The organism is Pseudomonas onubensis, from assembly GCF_965653655.1.
Lineage (GTDB): Bacteria > Pseudomonadota > Gammaproteobacteria > Pseudomonadales > Pseudomonadaceae > Aquipseudomonas.
In genome coordinates, this window is the sequence record NZ_CBFHAZ010000013.1 from 26,746 (window position 1) to 48,895 (window position 22,150).

Consider the following 22,150-nt stretch of genomic DNA (forward strand, 5'->3'; position numbering starts at 1 on the left):
AATCATGAATTGACTGATTGATCCTTCCGGCGTGCCCCGCTGCTGGGAGTGGAGTTCGCCTATGACCGAAGTAGAAGTAAAGAAAACACAAGACAGCCTGCAGGATCGCCTGGCTCAAGTCATCGAGCTGCTGCAGCGTCAGCGCGTGGTCGAAGACCTCACGCACCGCCAGGAAGGTCCGCACCACGACCGCGTTGAAAACCTGGTTCACCGGCAAAACCTCGTCGAGCTGCAACGCAAGCTCGACGACCTGCACTCCGCCGACGTCGCTTATATTCTTGAAGCCTTACCGCTCGATGATCGACTGACCCTGTGGCAGTTGGTCAAGGCTGACCGCGACGGCGATATCCTCCTGGAAGTATCCGACTCGGTTCGTGAAACCCTGATCGCCGACATGGATGATCACGAGCTCCTGGCCGCCGCCAAGGAGATGGACGCCGACGAACTGGCTGACCTGGCACCTGAGCTGCCGCGTGATGTTGTCCATGAGCTGATGGAAGCCCTCGACAGCCAACAGCGTGAGCGTGTGCGCTCCGCGTTGTCTTATGACGAGGATCAGGTTGGCGCACTGATGGACTTCGAGATGGTCACCATCCGCGAAGACGTCAGCCTCGAAGTGGTCTTGCGTTACCTGCGTCGCCTCAAAGAGCTGCCGGGTCATACCGACAAATTGTTCGTAGTCGACTACGAAGGCATTCTTAAAGGCGTGTTGCCGATCAAGCGTTTGCTGGTCAATGATCCCGACAAAAAAGTTGCGGATTTGATGGCCAGCGATACGGTGAGCTTTCATCCGGATGAAGATGCTTACGAGGCCGCGCAGGCGTTTGAGCGTTATGACTTGATCTCGGCGCCGGTGGTCGATAAGAACGGTAAGCTGATTGGCCGTTTGACCATCGATGAAATGGTCGACCTGATTCGTGAAGAGAGTGAAACCGAAGTCCTCAACATGGCGGGTCTGCGTGAAGAGGAAGATATTTTTGCGTCAGTCTGGCGCTCCCTGCATAACCGCTGGGCGTGGTTGGCTGTCAACCTGATCACGGCGTTCATTGCTTCGCGCGTGATCGGTCTGTTTGAGGGGTCGATCGAGAAGCTGGTAGCGCTTGCGGCCCTGATGCCGATTGTGGCCGGTATTGGCGGTAACTCCGGTAACCAGACTATCACTATGATCGTGCGTGCCATGGCGCTGGACCAGGTGAGTACCGCCAACTCCTCGCGCCTGTTGCGCAAAGAATTGGCCGTGGGCCTGATCAATGGCTTGGTGTGGGGCGGCGTGATCGGTGTGGTGGCTTATTTGCTGTATGGCAGTTGGTCGCTGGGCGTGGTGATGACCGCGGCCATGACCCTTAACCTGCTGTTGGCGGCGCTGATGGGCGTATTGATCCCCATGACGCTGGCACGCCTGGGGCGCGACCCCGCCATGGGTGCCAGTGTGATGATCACGGCCATGACCGACAGCGGTGGCTTCTTCATCTTCCTGGGCCTGGCAACGATCTTTCTGCTCTGATCCCCCTATGGGGGCGGGCTTGCTCGCGAATGCGGTGTAGCAGTCGAAATGTCTGCTAGCTGATCCACCGCATTCGCGAGCACGCCCGCTCCCATGCAAGCCCTGCGCGGTGCCCCTCAAATTTCACGCAAAAAAAAGCCAGCATAGCGCTGGCTTCGGCTTTCAGTTGCAGATCAATTGGCTTCTGCGGCCGCCTCAACGTCGTGCGCGATAAGCGAGACGAGAGCATTTTGCTGGCGGTGGGAGAGCTGACGAAAACGCTGCAGCAGTTCGCGTTCGTGCAGTGACAGCTCAGGGCTGTCCAGGCGCATGCTCAACTCTTCGCCCAACGCACCTTCCTGAATAAGGCTTTGCTCCAGGCGCGCGATGATTTCGGAGTTCATGCTGCGGTGATGATTGCGAGCCACCTCGGCAATGCGTTCCCGCATTCCGTCTGGCAGACGTACGACGAACTTGTCAGCCGTACGGCTGGAATAAATTGCCTGTTTCAATGGGCGCATATATTTAACCGGTTAGTTCAGGGGAGCGGTTTTTGGAATTGGCCGCAAGATGAGTGTTAAGACAAGGCTCACGACCAAAGTTCAACCCGAATTGCAAAGAGGCCGCATCATGCCTCAGATTTGACAGTTCCTTGGCGTCAATTCTGTGACAAATATTGAACTGCCTAAAGGCGTAATGCCAGCACTGATTTGTATTTTTGCGGACTGGTTGGAAAACTTTTCAACGCGTCATTCCTCAAGGGAACTTCCCGTAAGTCTTGGCCCGCACAGGGGTTGAGGCCGCACATCCTAAAGCAAAGTGGCCTTTTGCCCCTATTTTTAAGACTAGTGGCAATTTGCCGATTTGCTAGTGCGGGGCGACATAAGGTCGAGGGATGAGGTGCAGCGCAGGGGTCAGCGTAGAATAGGGTCGAATTTGATTTTGCGCCCCATGAATAGCGTCAGCAGAAGCAGGCTCGTAGACACGCCGGCAGCAACCATAGCAGCGGTTTGACCCTCTTCAGAAGTGGCGCCCAGGGCCAAGAGGCCGGTGACGACAGTCAGGCACAGAAACAGCCAGGCGGATTTGCTCATGAAAGGCGTCCTTAGAAAACCCAATGTTCGGATGCCGGTGCAGTCTGGGTGCCCTGGGTCAGGCGTACCGGCGATTGCGCGTTGGGCGTCATCACCGCCAATTGCGGGCGTTGTTGCAGATGGTGCGGCACGGCCTGGCTGAGTTGCGCAGGGTCGTTACTGCCGGTGGATTGGAAATGAAACATCACCAGTGCAGCCAAGGCTATGCTGTTGAGGGCTAACAGAAGGGCACTGTTCATGGTCATGTTCTCCGCTAAACGCCGTGGCTGAATGGGTTTGTAGGAGAAGTATTGCAGGTCCCGTGCCAATCTATTATTTCATTAAAATCAATGGCTTGAGTCTACTTTAAAGCACCGCCGGGTTGCAATTTGCAATGATGGCATTTTGGGGTAATGCATTTTGCACGACGGCGCTCAAGTCCCGTCGTTGCTAGGCAAAGCGGGCCTCGGCGGAACAAGGATCGGCCTACACTCAAAAAGCCCACGGACGACATGACAAAACCCACCTCGGCCGTTAACATGCACGCCGTCCGTCGCAGTGCCCCGTGCGCGATGGCTGTCATTTGTCCCAGTAGCTCAATTGGATAGAGCATCCCCCTCCTAAGGGGAAGGTTGGCCGTTCGAACCGGCCCTGGGACACCATCTTCAAAAGCCCTGCACAGGTTGTCCTGGCAGGGCTTTTTTGTGCGTGCCTGCAACACCGGTCGAACCTTGCCGCCTATCAGGGTTCACAGCAGGTGCGCAGTGTGTTTCTCGTCGCTTTTGTACGTTGCATATGTACCTTGCATGCGGCCAGGCAGCGTCTGAACGATTAAGCAAAATATTCCCCGGAAAACGGCCCGCTGCGTCTGTCCGCTCCCGGCAACCCCGGACTATCATGCTGATAGCCCTGTCCCTCACTGCAAGGAGCCGCTCGGAACGCCGATGCGCCAAATCTGGAAATCTTTTCGAGCCCTTTATTTCGCCTCCTTGATGATGTTGATCGGCTCCGGCCTGCTCAGCACTTACCTGGCCTTGCGTCTGGCAGCCGACCACGTCGACAGCCTGTGGGTGGGTGCGCTGATGGCGGCCAACTACTTCGGCCTGGTGCTGGGCGGCAAGATCGGGCACCGCCTGATTGCCCGCGTCGGGCATATTCGCGCGTATGCCACCTGTGCCGGGATTGTGGGCGCGGCGGTGTTGGGCCATGGCCTCATCAACTGGCTGCCGGCCTGGATTGTGCTGCGGATGATCGTTGGCCTGGGGATGATGTGCCAATACATGGTTATCGAAAGCTGGCTCAATGAGCAGGCGGACGCCAAGCAACGTGGCGTGGTGTTCAGCGGCTACATGATCGCCTCCTACCTCGGGTTGGTATTGGGTCAGTTGATCCTGGTCATGCACCCGCAGCTTGGCCTCGAATTGCTCATGCTGGTGGCGCTGTGTTTTGCCTTGTGCCTGGTGCCGGTGGCCATGACCCGACGCATTCACCCGGCGCCGCTGCATCCTGCGCCTATGGAGCCGCGCTTCTTTATCAAGCGTGTGCCGCAGTCGCTGAGCACGGTACTGGGGGCGGGGCTCATCGTCGGCTCTTTCTACGGCCTGGCGCCGCTGTATGCCTCGCAGCAAGGTTTGAGTACTGAGCAGGTCGGTCTGTTTATGGGTAGCTGCATTTTTGCCGGTCTGTTGGTGCAGTGGCCGTTGGGCTGGTTGTCGGACCGCTACGATCGCGCCTTGCTGATTCGCTGCTTTGCCTTGTGCCTGGCAGTAGCGGCGTTGCCGTTGGCCGTGATGACCCACGTGCCGCTGGAAGTGCTGTTCGTTGCCGGCTTCCTTTGTTCTCTGGTGCAGTTCTGCCTGTATCCCTTGGCGGTGGCGTTCTCCAATGACCATGTGGAAGGTGATCGCCGGGTGTCGCTGACGGCCATGTTGCTGGTGACTTACGGCATCGGCGCAAGTGTTGGGCCGCTGTTGGCGGGTGTGGTGATGAAGCTGTTCGGCAGCCACATGCTGTATGCGTTTTTCAGCCTGTGTGCGTTGATCCTGGTATGGCGGATCCGGCCGAAGGCGGTCACCAACCTGCATCAGGTGGACGATGCGCCGCTGCACCACGTAGCGATGCCTGACAGCATGTCCAGCTCGCCGCTGGTGGCGTGCCTCGACCCACGGGTGGATGAGGCGGTGGTGCAGGAACAAATGCAGACCGTGGTGCCCGACCCGGAACCTGAAGCCGACCCGCAACAACCCGCAGAGGAGCCTCCTTTCGAGGGGCCGCCGGAGCCTCTGGGGCCGGACGAGCATCCTCACGACTTGAGCAGAGCCCGCCCCTGAAAGCAAAAACGGGCAGATCCCATCAGGATCTGCCCGTTTTTATTGGCGCGGCCTTTGAAGCTTAAAGGTCGTCGTCTTTGTCAAAGCGCCGCGCTTCACGCTGCAGCTGGTACACAAACCGTTCAACCTGGCGCTGTACCAGGCCGCTCATGTTGTGGAAGCGCACGCCGGCGAAGGTGGTGTTGATCTTGTCTTCGACGTGCAGGTAACGCAGCTCCACCGAGGTGGTCATGCTGCCAAAGGGCAGGGCGGCGATAAAACGGTCATAGACCTGGCCCAGTTGCAGGCGATCGGAGATGTCGCCTTCAAAGCGCAGCTTGCAGCCGGTGGCGGAGATGTCCAGCAGCTTGCCACTGATCGGTGCCTTGAGCTTTTCGCCACCCAGTTCGATGCTGACCAGTTGGGCCAGCTTCAACGCGGCCCGAAAGGCATTGCGACGCTGATGGTAGACCACTTCGTCGGGCAGGCTGCCGGTGTAGATGCGGTGGCCGCCTTTTTCACTGATGGTCAGCGTGCCGTTGCTTTCCCAGGCGATACGCACGCCGTCATGGAAGCCTTCGATGCGGAACGGTTCGCCATTCTCAAGGTAGCGTTCACCGTCGCGGGGGATCATTTCGTCCAGGGTCAGCGTTTTGCTGTCCCGGTCAATATCCACCAGATAGCTTTGAAACCGCTGGCTGCGTTCATGGAAAGTGATGATCAGCGGGTCATGGCTTTCTTGCAGCATCCGCAACGTGCTGGCGATCTCCAGAGGCGTGGTGAGCACCTTGGGTGGCTGCGGAGCATCTTCCGCATTAAGGGCGTTGAACACGGTTCTTCCATCTCCAGACAAAATACGACTACACGCAAGAACCGGCATTTTGCCAGCATGTAACGCGCCTTGATAGGGCGCGCAGTAAACCGGTGTCAGGCTTGGCTGCGGGTGCTTGGCTTGACCAGGCGCGAGGTGGAACCCTGGGCGTTGTAAAGGGCCGGAGGCTCTCCGCCGTGGAGTATACGCAACTGGTTGGCGGTCGTAGCCTGCTGCAGCTGGATCAACTGCCCGTTGAGCAGGTTGGTTTCCTGGCACTGGGCAAGCAATTGATTGAGTGCGGTGCTCTGCGCCAGCAACTGATCGCCTACCGAGGAGTGGCTGGCCAGTTGTGCCAGGCCGTCATGATCAGCCGGCAGGCCCAGGCTGATGAGAATTTCGCTGCGTTTCTTGCCATGCTGCTCCAGCAGCACGATCAGCGACTGTTTGCGCGCCAGGATTTCTTCCAGCAAGCGCATATCCCGGCCGTAGAGGGCCAGGGATTCTTCTTTTAGCAGCTCGAGCAAATGTTGCGTCGGCGCCAGATCATCAATGATCAGTTCAAGCAAATGTTCGTCGTGGTGCATGGCTGGCCTTGGGTTTTAAGCGTCCAAAAGCCCTGCGCAGGCCTTTGCCTAGCGCTCGGCTTCGAAGTTGAGCAGCTTGCTGGCGACACGGTTGCTGTCGACTTTATAGCTGCCATCAGCGATTGCCTGTTTCAACTCGGCCACGCGGGCTTTATTGACAACGGGTTGATCGCTCAGCGAGTCAGTGACCTTCTGCAACTGTTGAGCCTCATTGCTCAGGTGTACCGATTCCCCGCTCTGGCTGGCGCCAGCCTGTTCTGGCTTGGCCGCAGGTGCTGGCTGGGACTTGGCTTCTACGCTGTCCTTGGCCCCGCTGGTGCGCGTATTGCCCGGCAAAGCCTGGGTGTTATTTAAACGACTGAAATCAATGACCATGTTAAAAAAACCTCTGGGTATTTGGACGCTTGCCATGTTTTCGGCCATACCCGGACAAACTTTAGGCTCGATTGACAATAAACCTGTACAGGTCGACATCCCACGCACAGTGTAGGAAAAGCTGGCGTTTCACACCAGTGATCTATAACGCCACTTCAACCTGGCCCGGCGCGGTCACCTGCGCCTTGATCACGCGGTTGGAATTGAGGTTCTTGACCCGAATCTGCTCGCTCATCCCGCCGTTGGACAGCGCCTCCCCCGGCATTTTTACCGTAAGCCCGCCGCTGCTGGCGGAAATCACCACCTGATCGCCCTTGCGAATCACTTCTGCCTGTTCCAGATGCACCAGTGTAATGACTTGGTCGGTGACCATTGGTCGGGTGAGTTTCTGCCCGATGGCTTGATCTACAGAGGTGAGATAGCCCTGGTTGATCAGGCTGATGTCGCGTTCCCGCAGGGCCACGTCTTCAAAGCCGATGATGCCGGTGCGCTTGAGCGGGCGCGTGACCACCACGACGTCGCGGAACAGTTTGACCTGCGCCGGCACGAACACGGTCCAGGGTGAAGCGCCCTCGCAGCGCACTTTGACCGTCACGCGGCCAATCGGTTGGGCCGGGCTTTCCAAGCTGGCCGTCAATTCCTTGTCGCACATGGGCATGCGCAGGCGCGGGTCTAACTGGTTGACCTGGATTTCATAACGCCCCGGCGTCTGAGTGGTCGCCAGATAATCTTCTACAGTGAACTCAAGAAAGCCTTGAGTGACGCCGATAAGGAGATCAGGCAAGGTGACATTATCGGCGCGAGCCGTGGTGCCTGAGCCCAAGGCAAGCAGCGCCATCGTGACGCAGAGCAATCTGCGGTAGCGTGGGATGCGTCGGGAAACTGTCGTTTTAAGGTTCATAAACCAATAAATAGCAAAGCTCGTGCCGTTTAGCGTTGGGTGAGCGTCGTTGCCCTTGTAGGTATAGCCAAAGGTTTTAGCGTAGGAGTCAAGGCATGGCAGGAGTAATGGACTCAGTAAACCAGCGCACACAGCTGGTCGGGCAGAATCGCCTGGAACTGTTGCTTTTTCGCCTGGACGGCAAGCAGCTGTACGGCATCAATGTGTTTAAAGTGCGGGAAGTGCTGCAGTGTCCCAAGCTGACCATATTGCCCAAATCCAGCCCGGTGGTCTGCGGCGTGGCGAATATCCGAGGCGCGACCATCCCGATTCTTGACCTGGCCATGGCCACCGGTTCAGCAGGTTTGCAGGACCGCGAAAACCCTTTTGTGATCATCACCGAATACAACACCAAGACCCAGGGTTTCCTGGTGCGCTCGGTGGAGCGCATCGTCAATATGAACTGGGAAGAGATCCATCCACCGCCCAAGGGCACCGGACGCGATCATTACCTCACGGCGGTGACGCGGGTGGATAACCAGCTGGTCGAAATCATCGACGTGGAGAAAATCCTAGCCGAAGTTGCACCCACCTCGGAAACCATCTCGGTTGGCGTGGTAGACGCCGAAACCGCGCACAAAGCGGTGTCGCTGCGCGTGCTGACGGTGGACGACTCTTCGGTGGCGCGCAAGCAAGTCAGCCGCTGCCTGCAAACGGTCGGCGTGGAAGTGGTGGCCCTGAACGATGGTCGCCAGGCTTTGGATTACCTGCGCAAGCTGGTGGACGAAGGCAAGAAGCCGGAAGAAGAGTTCCTGATGATGATCTCCGACATTGAAATGCCGGAAATGGATGGCTACACCCTCACGGCCGAGATACGTAACGACCCACGCATGCAAAAATTGCATATCATCCTGCATACTTCATTGTCGGGTGTTTTCAATCAGGCGATGGTCAAGAAAGTCGGTGCCGATGACTTCCTGGCCAAATTCCGCCCTGATGACCTGGCATCCCGGGTAGTTGACCGGATCAAGGCAGCAGATCACGGCTAGGGGGCATTCCCCTGGCGGTCACACGATTTAAGAGGCGGTATCATTGTCTACGGGTAATTTGGATTTCGAACAGTTCCGGGTCTTCCTGGAAAAAGCCTGTGGCATATTGCTCGGTGAAAACAAGCAGTACCTGGTATCCAGCCGTCTCAACAAACTGATGGAACAACAGGGCATCAAGTCCCTGGGTGAGTTGGTCCAGCGCATCCAGGGCCAGCCACGCAGCGGGCTCAAGGAAATGGTGGTGGATGCCATGACCACCAACGAAACCCTGTGGTTTCGTGATACCTACCCGTTTGAGGTGCTCAAGAACAAGGTGCTGCCGGAGGCCATCAAGGCCAGCCCCGGTCAGCGTTTGCGCATCTGGTCGGCCGCCTGTTCGTCGGGGCAGGAACCGTACTCGATCTCGATGTCCATCGATGAGTTCGAGCGCACGAACATGGGCCAATTGAAGGCCGGCGCACAAATTGTCGCCACCGACTTGTCCGGCACCATGCTCACCAACTGCAAGACCGGCGAGTACGACAGCCTGGCCCTGGGCCGTGGTTTGTCCCAGGAACGCCTGCAACGTTTTTTCGACCCCAAAGGGGCAGGGCGCTGGGCAGTCAAGGCGCCGATCAAGAGCCGGGTGGAATTTCGCTCGTTCAACCTGCTCGACAGCTATGCCAGCCTTGGCAAGTTCGACATGGTGTTCTGCCGCAATGTGTTGATCTACTTCTCGGCAGAGGTGAAGAAAGACATCCTGTTGCGCATTCACGGCACGCTCAAGCGTGGTGGCTACCTGTTTCTTGGGGCGTCCGAAGCGCTCAACGGGCTACCGGATCATTACCAGATGGTGCAGTGCAGTCCTGGCATCATTTATCAGGCCAAGTGATGGTGGTTTGAGCATGAAAAACGGGAAGCCCCGTAAAGGCTTCCCGTTTTTTTTTGCGCGCCGTGCGCCAGTTTTTTGCGGGCGGTGGTCAGGGCCTGGGTTTCATGCGGATAATGCCCAGGAATAGAAGATTGTTACTGCTGGGGATATTCTCATTGAAAATACCCAAACTCATATGGCCGGTACTATCTGCGGTAAATGTCCCGGTTCCGGTCTGTGTTGATGCGTTGGTTATGTTTTGTACGTTGTTGCCGATTTGTCTGCCGTTAACCCTCAGGTGCAGCGTCGAGCCATCTCCAGCGGCTGTACCACCCCGGACCTCAAAGCTGACATCGTAGATGCGCCCTGGGGTGACCGATACGGTGTTGGTGATGATGTGAGCCTCGCTTACGTTGCTGCTGGGCAGGTCAACGACCACGCTGCCGTTGACGACGTGCAGCTTCCCGCCTGCATAAACTGTTGGAGGTACCCAGCCTTGGAGCGTGCCATCGGCGAAATCCCACACTGTGACAGTAGGCACCACGATGCCGCCTGCGTCGATGGACACGGTTGCGTCCGGTGCGGGGTAGGACATGCCACGCTGGAAGCGCGTCAGTAACTGAACATTTTTGCCTGAGTTGGGAACAACAACGTTTTTTGGAAAGTAAATCTTGAGTGATGGGGCGTCAGTACCCACTTCGAAGCTTAGATTGTATGAGCCGCCGACGACACTGCTGATCATGTTCACATTTACAAAGTCCCGGCGCTGGACTGCGAAATCACAGATCAATTCAACGACGTCACCCACGATCTGGCTGGTATCGAGGTTTGGAATGGGTTGTGTTCTGTCTTGCAGGACGAATCTGAGGGGGGGAATAGTCAGCATGGTGCGCCTCTGCTTTATGCATGTAGGGGGTCACCCGATGAGGCACGCAAAGACGTAGGCGCAACAACTGTCAGAAATGACAGTGCAGACGAACGGTCGAAGTATCCGCAGCGCTGGGGTAGCCAGTTGAATGATTGCCTCCGGGCGAGAAAGCGGCAATCGCCGTTGCCGCTTTACTGGCGCCACGCGGAAGGCCATTGCCGCTTTTCTGGCATTGCCGCCGGCAAACCTTGCGCAACCCCTTGAATTACGGGGCTTGAGAGAATTGGCATGCGCCTTGCTATAACCCAGTTACGAATAGCAGGTCAGCCTAAAGGTTTCCACCATGAGCATCAGCTTCGATAAAGCGCTCGGTATCCACGAACAAGCCTTGGGCTTCCGCGCCCAGCGTGCCGAAGTTCTGGCCAACAACATTGCCAACGCCGACACCCCGAACTACAAGGCTCGGGACCTGGACTTCTCCGCCGTGCTCGCCGCGCAGCAGGACAAGACCAAAAACGGCACCTTCGCCTTGAACATGACCAATAGCCGTCATATCGAAGCGCAAGGCCTGGGCAATGGTGACGAGTCGCTGCTGTATCGCACGCCGATGCAGCCGTCGATCGACCAGAACACCGTCGACGCCCAGCTGGAGCAATCGGCCTATGCCGAGAACTCGGTGAACTTTCAGGCCAGCTTCACCCTGCTAAACAGCAAATTCAAAGGGCTGATGTCAGCCCTGCGTGGAGAGTAAGCCATGTCCCTCGCCAGTGTTTTTAATATTGCCGGCAGTGGCATGAGCGCGCAGACCACGCGCTTGAACACCGTCGCCAGTAACATCGCCAACGCCGAGACCGTGTCCTCGAGCATTGACCAGACTTACCGTGCCCGTCACCCAGTGTTCGCCACCATGTTTCAGGGCGGCCAGGCCGGCCAGAGCGGCAGTGGCGACTCGCTGTTCCAGAACCAGGACGCCGCAGGCCAGGGTGTGCAGGTGCTCGGCGTGGTCGAAGACCAGAGCAACCTCGAAGCCCGCTACGAGCCCAACCACCCCGCCGCGAACGAAAAGGGTTACGTGTACTACCCCAACGTCAACGTGGTCGAGGAAATGGCCGACATGATTTCCGCCAGCCGCTCGTTCCAGACCAACGCGGAAATGATGAACACCGCCAAAACCATGATGCAGAAGGTCCTGACCCTGGGTCAGTGATAAGGGGCGCCAAATAATGGCCATTGTTGATACCACTTCTACAACTAACACGGCGGTTCAGGACCTGTTCAACTCCAAGGTCAAGACCGCCACAGACAACAGCGGCCTTGATGGTGCTGCCAAGGCGGCCACGGGCAACCAGGCGTTGGGCAAGGATGCGTTCCTGCAACTGCTGGTGACCCAGCTGAAAAACCAGAACCCGCTGTCGCCTCAGGACAACGGCGCGTTCGTGGCCCAGTTGGCACAGTTCAGCAGCCTGGAAGGCATCAACACCCTGAATGACTCGGTGAATGCGATCTCCAGCAACTTCAGCTCCTCGCAGGCGCTGCAGGCGTCTTCGCTGGTCGGGCGTTCGATCATCACCCAGACCGACAAGGCCATGGTTGATACCAGCAAGAGCATGACTGGCTCGGTGGCAGTGACGGCAGCGACGGGCAACGTCTCGGTGAAAATCACCGACAAAGACGGCAACGTGGTACGCACCATTGACATGGGTGCCCAAAGCGCCGGTGATTCCAGCTTTATCTGGGATGGCAAGAACGACAAAGGTGAAGTCGCCCCCGCCGGCACTTATACCTTCGCAGCCAGCACCAAGAATGACAAAGGCGACTCGGTTGCCTTGTTGACGTCGCTGCCGGCAACGGTCACCAGCGTGACGCTGAGCAAGACCGGCGGCGAAATGCTGCTCAACCTTGCTGGCGGCATGGGCAGCGTCAAGCTGTCGCAAATCCAGACTATCGGTACATAGAGCCGGCTAAATACGGCAGAAGGAGAGAAACATGTCTTTTAACATCGGCCTTAGCGGCCTCTATGCGGCCAACAAACAACTGGACGTAACCGGCAACAACATTGCCAACGTTGCGACCACGGGTTTCAAATCGTCCCGCGCGGAGTTTTCCGACATCTACGCGGCGTCCAAACTGGGCACTGGCCAGAACAGTGTCGGCAGTGGCGTGAACCTGGCGGCGGTGTCCCAGCAGTTCACCCAGGGTGACGTCAACAACACCGGCGGCCTGCTGGACATGGCGATCCAGGGCGGCGGCTTCTTCGTGCAGAAGGGCAGCGACGGTTCGCTGGAATATACCCGCAGCGGCACCTTCCGTTCGGACAAAGACGGTTACATCACCAACAACACCGGCACCTCGCGTCTGCAAGGCTACGCAGCGGACGCTGACGGCAACATCATCAAAGGCGCGCTGACCGACCTGCAATTGAACCTGTCGAACCTGCCGCCCAAGGCCTCCACCAAAGTGGATTCCACCAGTAACCTGAACTCGTCGTCGCCGGTAATCGACCAGGCGGCCCACCCGTTCGATCCAACCGAATCCAGCTCGTTCAGCACCCAGTACAACACCACGCTGTACGACACCCAGGGCAACGCGCACCCGATGGTGCAGTACCTGGTCAAAACCGACTCCAACACCTGGAAGTCCTACACCCTGATCGACGGCCGCAACCCTGACGGCTCGGCACCGACCGGCACCGGCTCGACGCCACCAGTGGCATCGACGTTGAGCTTTGACGGCTCGGGCAAACTTACCGGGATTGTTACCGGCACCACTTCCAGCACCACCTTGCAGCTTAGCGGCTGGGTGCCGGGCACAGTGACCAATGGTGTGTGGACCAAAAACGGCGCGAATGCCAACCCTGGTGGCATCGCCATCAACATGGGCAACATCACCCAGTACAACTCGGCCACTTACCGTAACCCGCCGGTCACCGATGGCTACGCCACCGGCCAGATCACCGGCCTGAACATCGACGGTAACGGCGTGCTGTTCGCCACTTTCAGCAACCAGCAGAGCAAGGCCATTGGTCAGCTCTCCCTGGCCAGCTTCAACAACGAACAAGGCCTGCAACCGGCGGGTGGCACCACCTGGAAAGAGACCTTCGCCTCAGGCCAGCCGGGTTACGACGCACCGCAATCCGGTACCTTGGGTTCTATCGTGTCCAAGTCCCTGGAAAACTCCAACGTTAACCTGACCAACGAGCTGGTGGACCTGATCAAGGCCCAGAGTAACTACCAGGCGAACGCCAAGACCATCTCTACCCAGAGCACCATCATGCAGACCATCATTCAGATGACCTGATGCAGTTGGCCTGACACTGCTGCGAACAAAAGCCCCTCACGCGAGGGGCTTTTTTTGCGTGTTATTTGGCCGGAAACAATTCCGACTTTGCGCGCGATTGCCAGCCGACAGGCTTTTGTTGGAACCGACCACGCCGTTCTCTCCACTTATCGGGCTTAAAGGTATTGGATATTACAGGGGCTGGGTATGTGGAGTTCGTCGGTGTCTGGCCATGGGGCTGGAGGTGTGCGTTATGACGTGGGTGGTGGGGGGCAGAACCTGTGGGGCGTAAGCCTTTCAGAGCAAAAAAAAGATGACGTAGAAGCCGATAAAACAACCGTCGCCCAGATGCTCAAAGAGCTGGATGAGGCCGAAAAGGGCCACAAAAACCAAACTGCCCAGGACTTGCGGGACAAACTCAACGAAAAGCGCAAAGCGCTGGGGGACGAGAAGTTCAAGGAGATCCTTGAGCAACTGAAGAAGGACGCGTCTACCGATTTGCTCGCATTGTTGAAGAGGCTGTTTCCGGATTTATTTGCGGATGAGCCGTCTCCAGCGCCTGCTCCAGCTCCTCGACCGTCACCAGGTGGTGGTGGTGGTGGTGGTGGTGGTGGTGGTGGTGGTGGTGCCAGGGTAAATCCGAAGGATTTCGGCGGTAGCGAACCCATGAGTAATCTGCCGATTACCGAGGGCTCCAGGCATTTTAACTACCAGCCGGATGCAAGCAACCCAGGTAAAAAGCCGGACAATATCTGGAGTGGCTTCAGCCAGGGCCCTGACGGCAATTGTGTCACCGTGTCGGCGATAAAGGGTGCAATGATGAAGTTTGGTCAAAAACCTACCGACGTCTTCAAGGAGGTGAGTGAGACGCCAGAGGGTTACCACGTGAAAATGCGAGACGGTTTCGAGCTTGATTTAACCAAGGGCGAGTTAAGGCATGCAGCCGCTTACGCGCAGTTCAAGGGCGATAATCCGGGCATGCTTACCGACGCAAATTTCATGTATGCCGCGAGCGCCAAGCGGGCTCAAATAGAAGGCAATGGCCATGATGACAACCCCAATACTGCAAAACAGAGTTTCGCTCATGCGATGCAAAGTTTGAACAATGGCGAAATGGGCTGGGAAGCGCTGGACCGGCTTGGGCTGAAAGGTCTCTACAGGCAGTCTTCGAGTTCCGAGCTGGCAAGCGGCAGGCTGGGTGTTGTGGATTATGGCGGCCATTCAATGGCGGTGATTGGCGGGCGCATAGAATTGTGGGGTGGGCGCGGTGGCAGGCCCCAGGACGGTAACGCCTACGCATTCACGTAGCAAAAAAAACCGATAAACCCAAATGCATCCAGGTTTATCGGTTTTTTACATCCTGGGCGTTCAAGCCCAGGACTCACTCAGCTTATTGGCAAGCTTCGCAATCCGGCTCGTCAATCGCGCAAGCCTTTGGCACTGGCGCCGGGCCGGCGGGAGCTGCCAGCACCGAATCATCACCGTGGTTGCCGCTGGAAACAGCGTTGAGCTTACCGGTGTTGATGGTCGACTTCTCGGTGCTGGTCGCAGCCAGGGCACGGAGGTAGTAAGTGGTTTTCAGGCCACGGTACCAGGCCATGCGGTAGGTCACGTCGAGCTTCTTGCCCGATGCGCCGGCGATGTACAGGTTCAGCGACTGCGCCTGGTCGATCCACTTCTGACGGCGGCTGGCGGCGTCAACGATCCACTTGGTGTCCACTTCGAAGGCAGTCGCGTAGAGCTCTTTGAGTTCTTGCGGGATGCGCTCGATCTGCTGTACGGAACCGTCGTAGTACTTCAGGTCGTTGATCATGACCGAGTCCCACAGGCCGCGAGCCTTGAGGTCGCGAACCAGGTACGGGTTGATCACGGTGAATTCGCCCGACAGGTTCGATTTCACATACAGGTTCTGGTAGGTCGGTTCGATCGACTGCGACACGCCAGTGATGTTGGCGATGGTCGCGGTCGGTGCGATGGCCATGATGTTGGAGTTACGAATGCCTTTCTGCACACGGGCACGTACCGGCGCCCAGTCCAGGGATTCGTTCAGGTCAACGTCGATGTACTTCTGGCCACGCTGCTCGATCAGGATCTGTTGCGAATCCAGCGGCAGGATGCCTTTGGACCACAGCGAACCCTGGAACGTCTCGTAGGCGCCGCGCTCGTCGGCCAGGTCGCAGGAAGCCTGGATCGCGTAGTAGCTGACCGCTTCCATGGACTTGTCGGCGAACTCGACCGCAGCGTCCGAACCGTAAGGAATGTGCTGCAGGTACAAGGCGTCCTGGAAACCCATGATCCCTAAGCCAACCGGACGGTGCTTGAAGTTGGAGTTCTGCGCCTGTGGCACCGAGTAGTAGTTGATGTCGATAACGTTATCGAGCATGCGTACGGCGGTGTTGACGGTGCGTTCCAGCTTGGCGGTGTCCAGCTTGCCGTTGACGATGTGGTTCGGCAGGTTGATCGAGCCCAGGTTGCAAACGGCGATCTCGTCCTTGTTGGTGTTCAAGGTGATCTCGGTGCACAGGTTCGAGCTGTGAACCACGCCCACGTGCTGCTGCGGGCTGCGCAGGTTGCACGGGTCTTTGAAGGTCAGCCATGGGTGGCCGGTTTCAAACAGCATGGACAGCATTTTGCGCCACAGGTCTTTGGCCTGGATGGTCTTGAACAGCTTGATCTTGCCTGGGTACTGGGACAGGGCTTCGTAGTACTCGTAACGCTCTTCGAAGGCCTTGCCGGTCAGGTCGTGCAGGTCCGGCACTTCGGATGGCGAGAACAGGGTCCACTGGCCGTCATCGAAGACACGCTTCATGAACAGGTCAGGGATCCAGTTGGCAGTGTTCATGTCGTGGGTACGACGACGATCATCACCGGTGTTCTTGCGCAGCTCGATGAACTCTTCAATGTCCATGTGCCAGGTTTCCAGGTAGGCACACACAGCGCCTTTGCGCTTGCCACCCTGGTTAACCGCAACGGCGGTGTCGTTGACCACTTTCAGGAACGGTACGACGCCCTGGGATTTGCCGTTGGTGCCCTTGATGTACGAACCCAAGGCGCGAACCGGCGTCCAGTCGTTGCCCAGCCCGCCAGCGAATTTGGACAGCATGGCGTTGTCGTGGATCGCGTGGTAGATGCCCGACAGGTCATCCGGCACGGTGGTCAGGTAGCAGCTCGACAGCTGTGGACGCAGGGTGCCGGCGTTGAACAGGGTCGGGGTCGACGACATGTAGTCGAAGGACGACAACAGGTTGTAGAACTCGATGGCACGGTCTTCTTTGTGCTTCTCTTCAATCGCCAGGCCCATGGCCACGCGCATGAAGAACACTTGCGGCAGTTCGAAGCGCACACCGTCCTTATGGATGAAATAACGGTCGTACAGGGTTTGCAGGCCCAGGTAGGTGAACTGCTGGTCGCGCTCGTGGTTGATCGCCTTGCCGAGTTTTTCCAGGTCGAAAGTGGCCAGGATCGGGTTCAGCAATTCGAATTCGATACCCTTGGCGATGTAGGCCGGCAGGGCCTTGGCGTACAGGTCAGCCATCTCGTGGTGGGTGGCGCTGTCGGCCACGCCCAGGAAGCCCAGGCCTTCGGCACGCAGGGTGTCCATCAGCAGGCGGGCGGTCACGAACGAGTAGTTCGGCTCACGCTCAACCAGGGTACGGGCGGTCATCACCAGAGCGGTGTTGACGTCGGTCAATGCCACGCCGTCGTACAGGTTTTTCAGGGTTTCGCGCTGGATCAGGTCACCGTCGACTTCTTCCAGGCCTTCGCAGGCTTCGGTGATGATGGTGTTCAGGCGGCCCAGGTCCAGCGGCGCAAAGCTGCCGTCGGCCAGGGTGATGCGGATCGATGGGTGAGCTTGCACGGCCGCTTCTTCAGCCGGGGAGCGCACGGCGCGTTCCTTGGAACGGGCGTCACGGTAGATCACGTAGTCGCGCGCCACTTTCTGCTCGCCGGCACGCATCAGGGCCAGTTCGACCTGGTCCTGGATTTCTTCGATGTGGATGGTGCCGCCCGAGGGCATGCGACGCTTGAAGGTCGCGGTGACTTGTTCGGTCAGGCGGGCAACGGTGTCGTGAATGCGCGACGAAGCGGCAGCGGTGCCGCCTTCAACTGCAAGAAACGCTTTGGTGATGGCGACGGTGATTTTGTCATCGGTGTAAGGAACGACAGTGCCGTTACGCTTGATCACACGCAGTTGGCCAGGTGCGGTGGCGGACAGATCCAGGTTCGAATCAGCGGCCTGCGGCACGGAGCCCTGCGGGTTCTCGCGAGTTGTGTCGGTTTGCATGGGGGGTTGTCTCCACATTCTATATTTATTTGGGCACCATCACGGTGCCCACCGTTCCGTCCTGAAGCACTTACAACAGGCCTGGGCCTGGCATAACAACTTCGGGACAGGAGGAAGGGAGCTTTTCGCGCCGCTTCCATGCCGAAGTCTTCGGTTCGGGGCTTGAAATAGCCCTTGGCCGTATTCCTGTTGGGTAACAGTTGCTCGCTGCAAGCACTGCAACACCCGTACCGTTTTCTGCCAATTGGGCGGGGAGAACGGTTGCCATCCGCGTGCGCGGTTTGGGCTTTTAAAAAATGCTTTGGTTCAACCAAACAGGAGCAAGAAAGCGCTTGAGTTTCTTGTCTGATTTGTGTTTGGTTTTTCGCTTAAAACCCTACATGTAGGGTTTTTTTAGCGCCGAGGTACAAGATAATGCGTTTTGGGGGGCTTAGCAACGCACTACCTGTGGATAACGCTGTGGGTAAAATGTGTATGAAACGTGGAACGCCCGTGTAGGCCGCAGTACTGCTGGATTACGCCGTTTGTCACCGAATATTCCAAGGCAACAACCGCCTGTTGGATTTTTGAGGGCGCGAACCCTATCACAAAAAAACGCGATCACCGAATGCATTTCCCGGCTTGTGTTTGAGGGCTGGCCCATGGCTACAATCGGCCTCTATAAAAGAGGCAGTAGTGTGTTTGCTGCACATGACAATAATGAGAACCGAGGTAGCGCATGGAGCAGGAAGCCTGGCAGATATTGATCGTCGAGGACGACGAGCGATTGGCCGAGTTGACCCGTGACTACCTGCAGAGCAACGGCTTGCAGGTGTCAGTGGAAAGCGACGGCGCCCAGGCGGCGGCGCGCATCATCGCCAAACAACCGGACCTGGTGATCCTCGACCTGATGCTGCCCGGCGAAGACGGCCTGAGCATCTGCCGCAAAGTGCGTGAGCGCTATGACGGCGTGATTCTGATGCTCACCGCCCGCACCGACGACATGGACCAGGTACAGGGCCTGGACATGGGCGCCGACGACTATGTGTGCAAACCCGTGCGCCCGCGCTTGTTGCTCGCGCGTATCCAGGCGTTGTTGCGGCGCAGCGAGCCGGCAATACCCACCGCCGTGGAAAACCAGCGGCGTCTGCAATTCGGCCCACTGGTGGTGGACAACGCTCTGCGCGAAGCCTGGCTGCATGAGGGCAGCATCGAACTGACCAGTGCCGAGTTCGACCTGCTGTGGCTGCTGGTGGCGAATGCCGGACGCATCCTGTCCCGCGAAGAAATCTTTATCGCCTTGCGCGGGATTGGCTACGACGGCCAGGACCGCTCCATCGACGTACGCATCTCGCGTATCCGGCCCAAAATCGGCGACGACCCGATTCACCCGCGGCTGATCAAGACCATCCGCAGCAAAGGCTACTTGTTCGTGCCTGAAGCTGCCGCCGACCTGCCGCTGTGAACTCGATCTTCCTGCGCATCTACGGCGGCATGTGCGCGGCGCTGATCCTGGTGGCGTTGCTCGGCGTGCTGGCCTTGCACCTGCTCAATGAAGTGCGCAGTGGCCAGTACCGTGAGCGCCTGGCCCACGGCACCTTTGCGCTGATGGGCGACAACCTGCAACCCATGAGCCCCATCGAGCGCCAGCGCGCCCTGGCGGTGTGGGAGCGCTTGCTCGGCATTCCCCTGGAATTGCGCCCGTTGGCGGACGCGCAGTTGGACCTGACCCAGCGCAACCGCCTGCAACGCGGCCAGGTGCTGGTGGAGCAGACCGGCCCGCACGCCGCGCGCGTGCTGCGCCTGGTCAGTGAGCAGTCGCAACTGGTGCTCACCGGTGAAGTGCAGCAGATCAGCGAGCAACTGGCGCGTGCGACGATTTACCTGTTGGCTGACGAACTGGTGCGTTTCCCGGTGGCCGAGCAGCCGCAACGCCTGGCGGATATAAAAGAGGCCAAGGGCTTTGGTTTTGAGATGCACCTGATGACATTGGATCAGGCGGATATGGATGACGACCAGCGCCGCCGGGTCGCGGAAGGCGATACGGTGATGGCCCTGGGCAAAGGCGGCGACTCCATCCGCGTGTTCGCCGGCATGGTCGGCACGCCGTGGGTGCTGGAAATCGGCCCCTTGTATCAAATGAACCCGTACCCGCCGCAGTGGCTGATCCTGATCGCGTTGATCAGCCTCACGCTGATCGGTTTGATCGTCTATTTATTGGTGCGCCAGCTTGAGCGCCGCCTCAAAGGCCTGGAGGCGGCGGCCACGCGCATTGCCAAAGGCAACCTGGAAGTGCGCGTACCGGCCCGTGGCGCCGATTCGGTAGGGCGTTTGGCCGCCGCCTTCAATGGCATGGCCGAGCACTTGCAGCAATTGCTGGCGATCCAGCGCGAGCTGGTGCGCGCGGTCTCCCACGAATTGCGCACCCCGGTGGCGCGCCTGCGTTTCGGCCTGGAGATGATCGGCGACGCCGCCACACCAGAAGCGCGGCGTAAATATATGGAAGGCATGGACAGCGATATCCAGGATCTCGACGGCCTGGTCGACGAAATGCTCACCTACGCCCGCTTGGAGCAAGGTGCGCCGGAGCTGAATTTCCAGCGGGTCGACCTCAATGCCTTGCTCGATCAGGTGATCGGCGAATTATCGCCACTGCGCCCGCAGGTCAGTGTCAGCCGGGGTATCTGCCTGTCATCGGCGCATTGGGATGACGCCTGGGTCGACGCCGAGCCGCGCTACCTGCACCGTGCCCTGCAAAACCTGGTGGGCAATGCCATGCGCCATGCCCAGGGCCAGGTGTTGATCAGTTATCAGGTGGGCCAGGTGCGTTGCCGCATTGATGTCGAAGATGACGGGCCGGGCGTGCCGGAAAGCGCCTGGGAGCGGATATTCACGCCATTTTTGCGTCTGGACGACAGTCGCACGCGAGCTTCAGGCGGGCATGGCCTGGGCTTGTCGATTGTGCGGCGGATTATCTATTGGCACGGCGGGCGGGCGTTGATCAGCAAGAGCAACAACCTGGGTGGGGCGTGCTTTAGTCTGAGTTGGCCCAGGGATCAAGATAAATCCTGACACCGCTTTCGCGAGCAAGCCCGCTCCCACAGGGGAACGCATTCCAAATGTGGGAGCGGGCTTGCTCGCGAAGGCGGTAGATCAGGCGCCGATAGCCACCAAGCTCAACAACTGCTCCCCCTCCAGCGCAAACTGCCCCTCCAACTCCTTGCCATAACACCACTCTGCCGACAGATCCGTCAGCAACCGCAACCGCACATGCCCGGCCTGCGACCACTCAAGTACCTCGGCATGCTCAAAGTAGAAGCGCTTGTGCACAATCGGGTAGAGCGCCTTGAACAGGCTCTCCTTGACCGAAAACGTCAGCGTCACCAACAAGGCAACCTGTTCGCGCGGCACTAATGCTATGCGCTGCAATTCGTCGGCGGTGAGAATCTCCCCAGCCAAACGTTCCGCTCGCTCCAGTGACAGCAGATTTTCAAGGTCCATCCCCAAACCGCGCCATTGCGCCTTGTGCCCGACAATCGCCGCCGCGTGCCCGGTGCTGTGAGTAATGGAGCCGCTGATATGCCCAGGCCACACCGGCGCACGGTCGTCGCCGATGGCAGGCACGCAATCCAGATGGTCAAGCTGTTGCAGCGCTGCACGGGCGCACAGGCGACCCGCCAGGAACTCCGCCTGGCGCTTGGCCACCGAGCGCTGAATGCTGGCCGGTGGTGGCACGGCGCTGCGCTGGAAGTCATCGGCGAGCAGCAAGGCCGGGTCGAATCGCGTGCTCAAGAACACCGTGCCCGGCAGCGGGATGGGCAGTGGCCAATGGGCATCGAGCGGAGTGCAGCAAGCGGGTAGAGGCGTCATGCGCGGTATTTTGCGTCAGTTGGCGCGCCGGTGGATAGCCCGTAACGGTTCAGGCCCGGTTCAGAGCCCGTTCAGGGGGAGTTCAGGGGCGCCTGCGTAGTCTGGCTTCAACAGCCAAAACGCGTAGAGGTAAGCCCCATGACTGCGATCAAAAAGCTGATTCTGGCCTTAAGCATGCTCGGCGCCACTGCTGGGGTTCAGGCTTCGGACGGTGCTTTTGCCGCGTTCGGCAGCGAGAAAACCAGGAAATCCAGCAACCTGGTTCAACGTGTGAGCTTCGAAGAGGTGGGCGGCCACGCCGCGCCGTGGGGCCAGTCTTTGGGCATGACCACGCCGCAACCTGCCTACCGCGCCGGCTACGAACACCTGACGGGCCAATACAATGGCATTAAACTGCGCCCGCAAGACTTGCAGGGCCGCTATGATATCCCCCTGTCGGACAGTTGAATCGCCTT

22 protein-coding genes and 1 tRNA gene are annotated in these 22,150 nt (G+C 58.5%); 13 read left to right on the top strand and 10 right to left on the bottom strand.

Going from position 1 to position 22,150, the window contains the following annotated elements; all coding sequences use genetic code 11:
- The first annotated feature begins 61 nt into the window (after positions 1 to 61).
- Positions 62 to 1,504, top strand: coding sequence for a magnesium transporter (mgtE, locus tag ACTD9P_RS07075; RefSeq protein ID WP_065929353.1), 1,443 nt, complete (start codon positions 62 to 64; stop codon positions 1,502 to 1,504).
- 173 nt (positions 1,505 to 1,677) lie between these two features.
- Here the strand turns inward: mgtE and ACTD9P_RS07080 are convergent, their stop codons facing one another.
- The 3 genes from ACTD9P_RS07080 to ACTD9P_RS07090 form a co-directional block, all read right to left on the bottom strand.
- A complete protein-coding gene (locus ACTD9P_RS07080) occupies positions 1,678 to 2,004 on the bottom strand; it encodes an Arc family DNA-binding protein (protein ID WP_003193592.1) in 327 nt (108 codons plus the stop codon).
- 393 nt (positions 2,005 to 2,397) lie between these two features.
- The gene (locus ACTD9P_RS07085) at positions 2,398 to 2,577 is read right to left on the bottom strand and encodes a PA3371 family protein (RefSeq protein ID WP_438867160.1); all 180 of its coding nucleotides are present in this window, start codon (positions 2,575 to 2,577) and stop codon (positions 2,398 to 2,400) included.
- 11 nt (positions 2,578 to 2,588) lie between these two features.
- Positions 2,589 to 2,816 carry a hypothetical protein gene (locus ACTD9P_RS07090; protein WP_138814198.1) on the bottom strand — a complete coding sequence of 76 codons (228 nt, stop codon included), beginning with the start codon at positions 2,814 to 2,816 and terminating at the stop codon, positions 2,589 to 2,591.
- 325 nt (positions 2,817 to 3,141) lie between these two features.
- Here ACTD9P_RS07090 and ACTD9P_RS07095 point away from each other — a divergent pair.
- A tRNA-Arg gene (locus ACTD9P_RS07095) sits at positions 3,142 to 3,218 on the top strand.
- 282 nt (positions 3,219 to 3,500) lie between these two features.
- A complete protein-coding gene (locus tag ACTD9P_RS07100) occupies positions 3,501 to 4,886 on the top strand; it encodes an MFS transporter (protein WP_200433165.1) in 1,386 nt (461 codons plus the stop codon).
- A gap of 61 nt (positions 4,887 to 4,947) precedes the next feature.
- On the opposite strand, the gene ACTD9P_RS07105 is transcribed toward ACTD9P_RS07100, so the two are convergent.
- The 4 genes from ACTD9P_RS07105 to flgA all read right to left on the bottom strand — a co-directional run bounded on the left by ACTD9P_RS07105 (position 4,948) and on the right by flgA (position 7,539).
- A complete protein-coding gene (locus tag ACTD9P_RS07105; protein ID WP_219267049.1) occupies positions 4,948 to 5,697 on the bottom strand; it encodes a flagellar brake protein in 750 nt (249 codons plus the stop codon).
- A gap of 95 nt (positions 5,698 to 5,792) precedes the next feature.
- Complete coding sequence (locus ACTD9P_RS07110; protein ID WP_138814210.1) at positions 5,793 to 6,263, bottom strand: flagellar protein FlgN; 471 nt, start codon at positions 6,261 to 6,263, stop codon at positions 5,793 to 5,795.
- A gap of 48 nt (positions 6,264 to 6,311) precedes the next feature.
- Entirely contained in the window at positions 6,312 to 6,638 is a 327-nt protein-coding gene (flgM, locus tag ACTD9P_RS07115) for a flagellar biosynthesis anti-sigma factor FlgM (RefSeq protein ID WP_438867161.1), read from the bottom strand.
- Between the two features lie 142 nt (positions 6,639 to 6,780).
- A complete protein-coding gene (flgA, locus tag ACTD9P_RS07120; protein WP_138814212.1) occupies positions 6,781 to 7,539 on the bottom strand; it encodes a flagellar basal body P-ring formation chaperone FlgA in 759 nt (252 codons plus the stop codon).
- A 95-nt stretch (positions 7,540 to 7,634) separates the two neighbouring features.
- Between flgA and ACTD9P_RS07125 the strand changes: the two genes are divergently transcribed.
- Entirely contained in the window at positions 7,635 to 8,567 is a 933-nt protein-coding gene (locus ACTD9P_RS07125) for a chemotaxis protein CheV (RefSeq protein WP_138814213.1), read from the top strand.
- Between the two features lie 43 nt (positions 8,568 to 8,610).
- Positions 8,611 to 9,438, top strand: a complete 828-nt coding sequence (gene cheR / locus ACTD9P_RS07130) for a protein-glutamate O-methyltransferase CheR (RefSeq protein ID WP_017138387.1) — start codon at positions 8,611 to 8,613, stop codon at positions 9,436 to 9,438.
- Between the two features lie 88 nt (positions 9,439 to 9,526).
- Here the strand turns inward: cheR and ACTD9P_RS07135 are convergent, their stop codons facing one another.
- Entirely contained in the window at positions 9,527 to 10,303 is a 777-nt protein-coding gene (locus tag ACTD9P_RS07135) for a hypothetical protein (protein ID WP_438867162.1), read from the bottom strand.
- Positions 10,304 to 10,628: 325 nt separating this feature from the next.
- On the opposite strand from ACTD9P_RS07135, the gene flgB reads away from it, so the two are divergent.
- From flgB to ACTD9P_RS07160, 5 genes are all read left to right on the top strand, one after another.
- Positions 10,629 to 11,036, top strand: a complete 408-nt coding sequence (flgB, locus tag ACTD9P_RS07140; protein ID WP_003214246.1) for a flagellar basal body rod protein FlgB — start codon at positions 10,629 to 10,631, stop codon at positions 11,034 to 11,036.
- Positions 11,037 to 11,039: 3 nt separating this feature from the next.
- Entirely contained in the window at positions 11,040 to 11,492 is a 453-nt protein-coding gene (flgC, locus tag ACTD9P_RS07145; RefSeq protein ID WP_017138385.1) for a flagellar basal body rod protein FlgC, read from the top strand.
- A 16-nt stretch (positions 11,493 to 11,508) separates the two neighbouring features.
- Positions 11,509 to 12,240 carry a flagellar hook assembly protein FlgD gene (gene flgD / locus ACTD9P_RS07150; protein ID WP_438867163.1) on the top strand — a complete coding sequence of 244 codons (732 nt, stop codon included), beginning with the start codon at positions 11,509 to 11,511 and terminating at the stop codon, positions 12,238 to 12,240.
- A gap of 31 nt (positions 12,241 to 12,271) precedes the next feature.
- On the top strand, positions 12,272 to 13,582 hold the full coding sequence (gene flgE / locus ACTD9P_RS07155; protein WP_438867164.1) for a flagellar hook protein FlgE: 1,311 nt from the start codon (positions 12,272 to 12,274) through the stop codon (positions 13,580 to 13,582).
- 186 nt (positions 13,583 to 13,768) lie between these two features.
- On the top strand, positions 13,769 to 14,869 hold the full coding sequence (locus ACTD9P_RS07160) for a hypothetical protein (protein ID WP_438867165.1): 1,101 nt from the start codon (positions 13,769 to 13,771) through the stop codon (positions 14,867 to 14,869).
- An 82-nt stretch (positions 14,870 to 14,951) separates the two neighbouring features.
- On the opposite strand, the gene ACTD9P_RS07165 is transcribed toward ACTD9P_RS07160, so the two are convergent.
- Positions 14,952 to 17,846 carry a ribonucleoside-diphosphate reductase subunit alpha gene (locus ACTD9P_RS07165; protein WP_200433157.1) on the bottom strand — a complete coding sequence of 965 codons (2,895 nt, stop codon included), beginning with the start codon at positions 17,844 to 17,846 and terminating at the stop codon, positions 14,952 to 14,954.
- A 718-nt stretch (positions 17,847 to 18,564) separates the two neighbouring features.
- Between ACTD9P_RS07165 and ACTD9P_RS07170 the strand changes: the two genes are divergently transcribed.
- Together ACTD9P_RS07170 and ACTD9P_RS07175 are read left to right on the top strand one after the other, a co-directional pair.
- Complete coding sequence (locus ACTD9P_RS07170; protein ID WP_438867166.1) at positions 18,565 to 19,290, top strand: response regulator; 726 nt, start codon at positions 18,565 to 18,567, stop codon at positions 19,288 to 19,290.
- Entirely contained in the window at positions 19,287 to 20,897 is a 1,611-nt protein-coding gene (locus tag ACTD9P_RS07175; protein ID WP_438867167.1) for an ATP-binding protein, read from the top strand. Before ACTD9P_RS07170 ends, ACTD9P_RS07175 begins: the two co-directional genes overlap by 4 nt.
- A gap of 81 nt (positions 20,898 to 20,978) precedes the next feature.
- Here the strand turns inward: ACTD9P_RS07175 and ACTD9P_RS07180 are convergent, their stop codons facing one another.
- Positions 20,979 to 21,695 (bottom strand): 4'-phosphopantetheinyl transferase family protein, encoded by a 717-nt coding sequence (locus tag ACTD9P_RS07180; protein ID WP_438867168.1) that lies wholly within the window; start codon positions 21,693 to 21,695, stop codon positions 20,979 to 20,981.
- Between the two features lie 138 nt (positions 21,696 to 21,833).
- Here ACTD9P_RS07180 and ACTD9P_RS07185 point away from each other — a divergent pair, with 138 nt between their 5' ends.
- Positions 21,834 to 22,142 carry a hypothetical protein gene (locus tag ACTD9P_RS07185; RefSeq protein WP_438867169.1) on the top strand — a complete coding sequence of 103 codons (309 nt, stop codon included), beginning with the start codon at positions 21,834 to 21,836 and terminating at the stop codon, positions 22,140 to 22,142.
- The last annotated feature ends 8 nt before the right edge of the window (positions 22,143 to 22,150 follow it).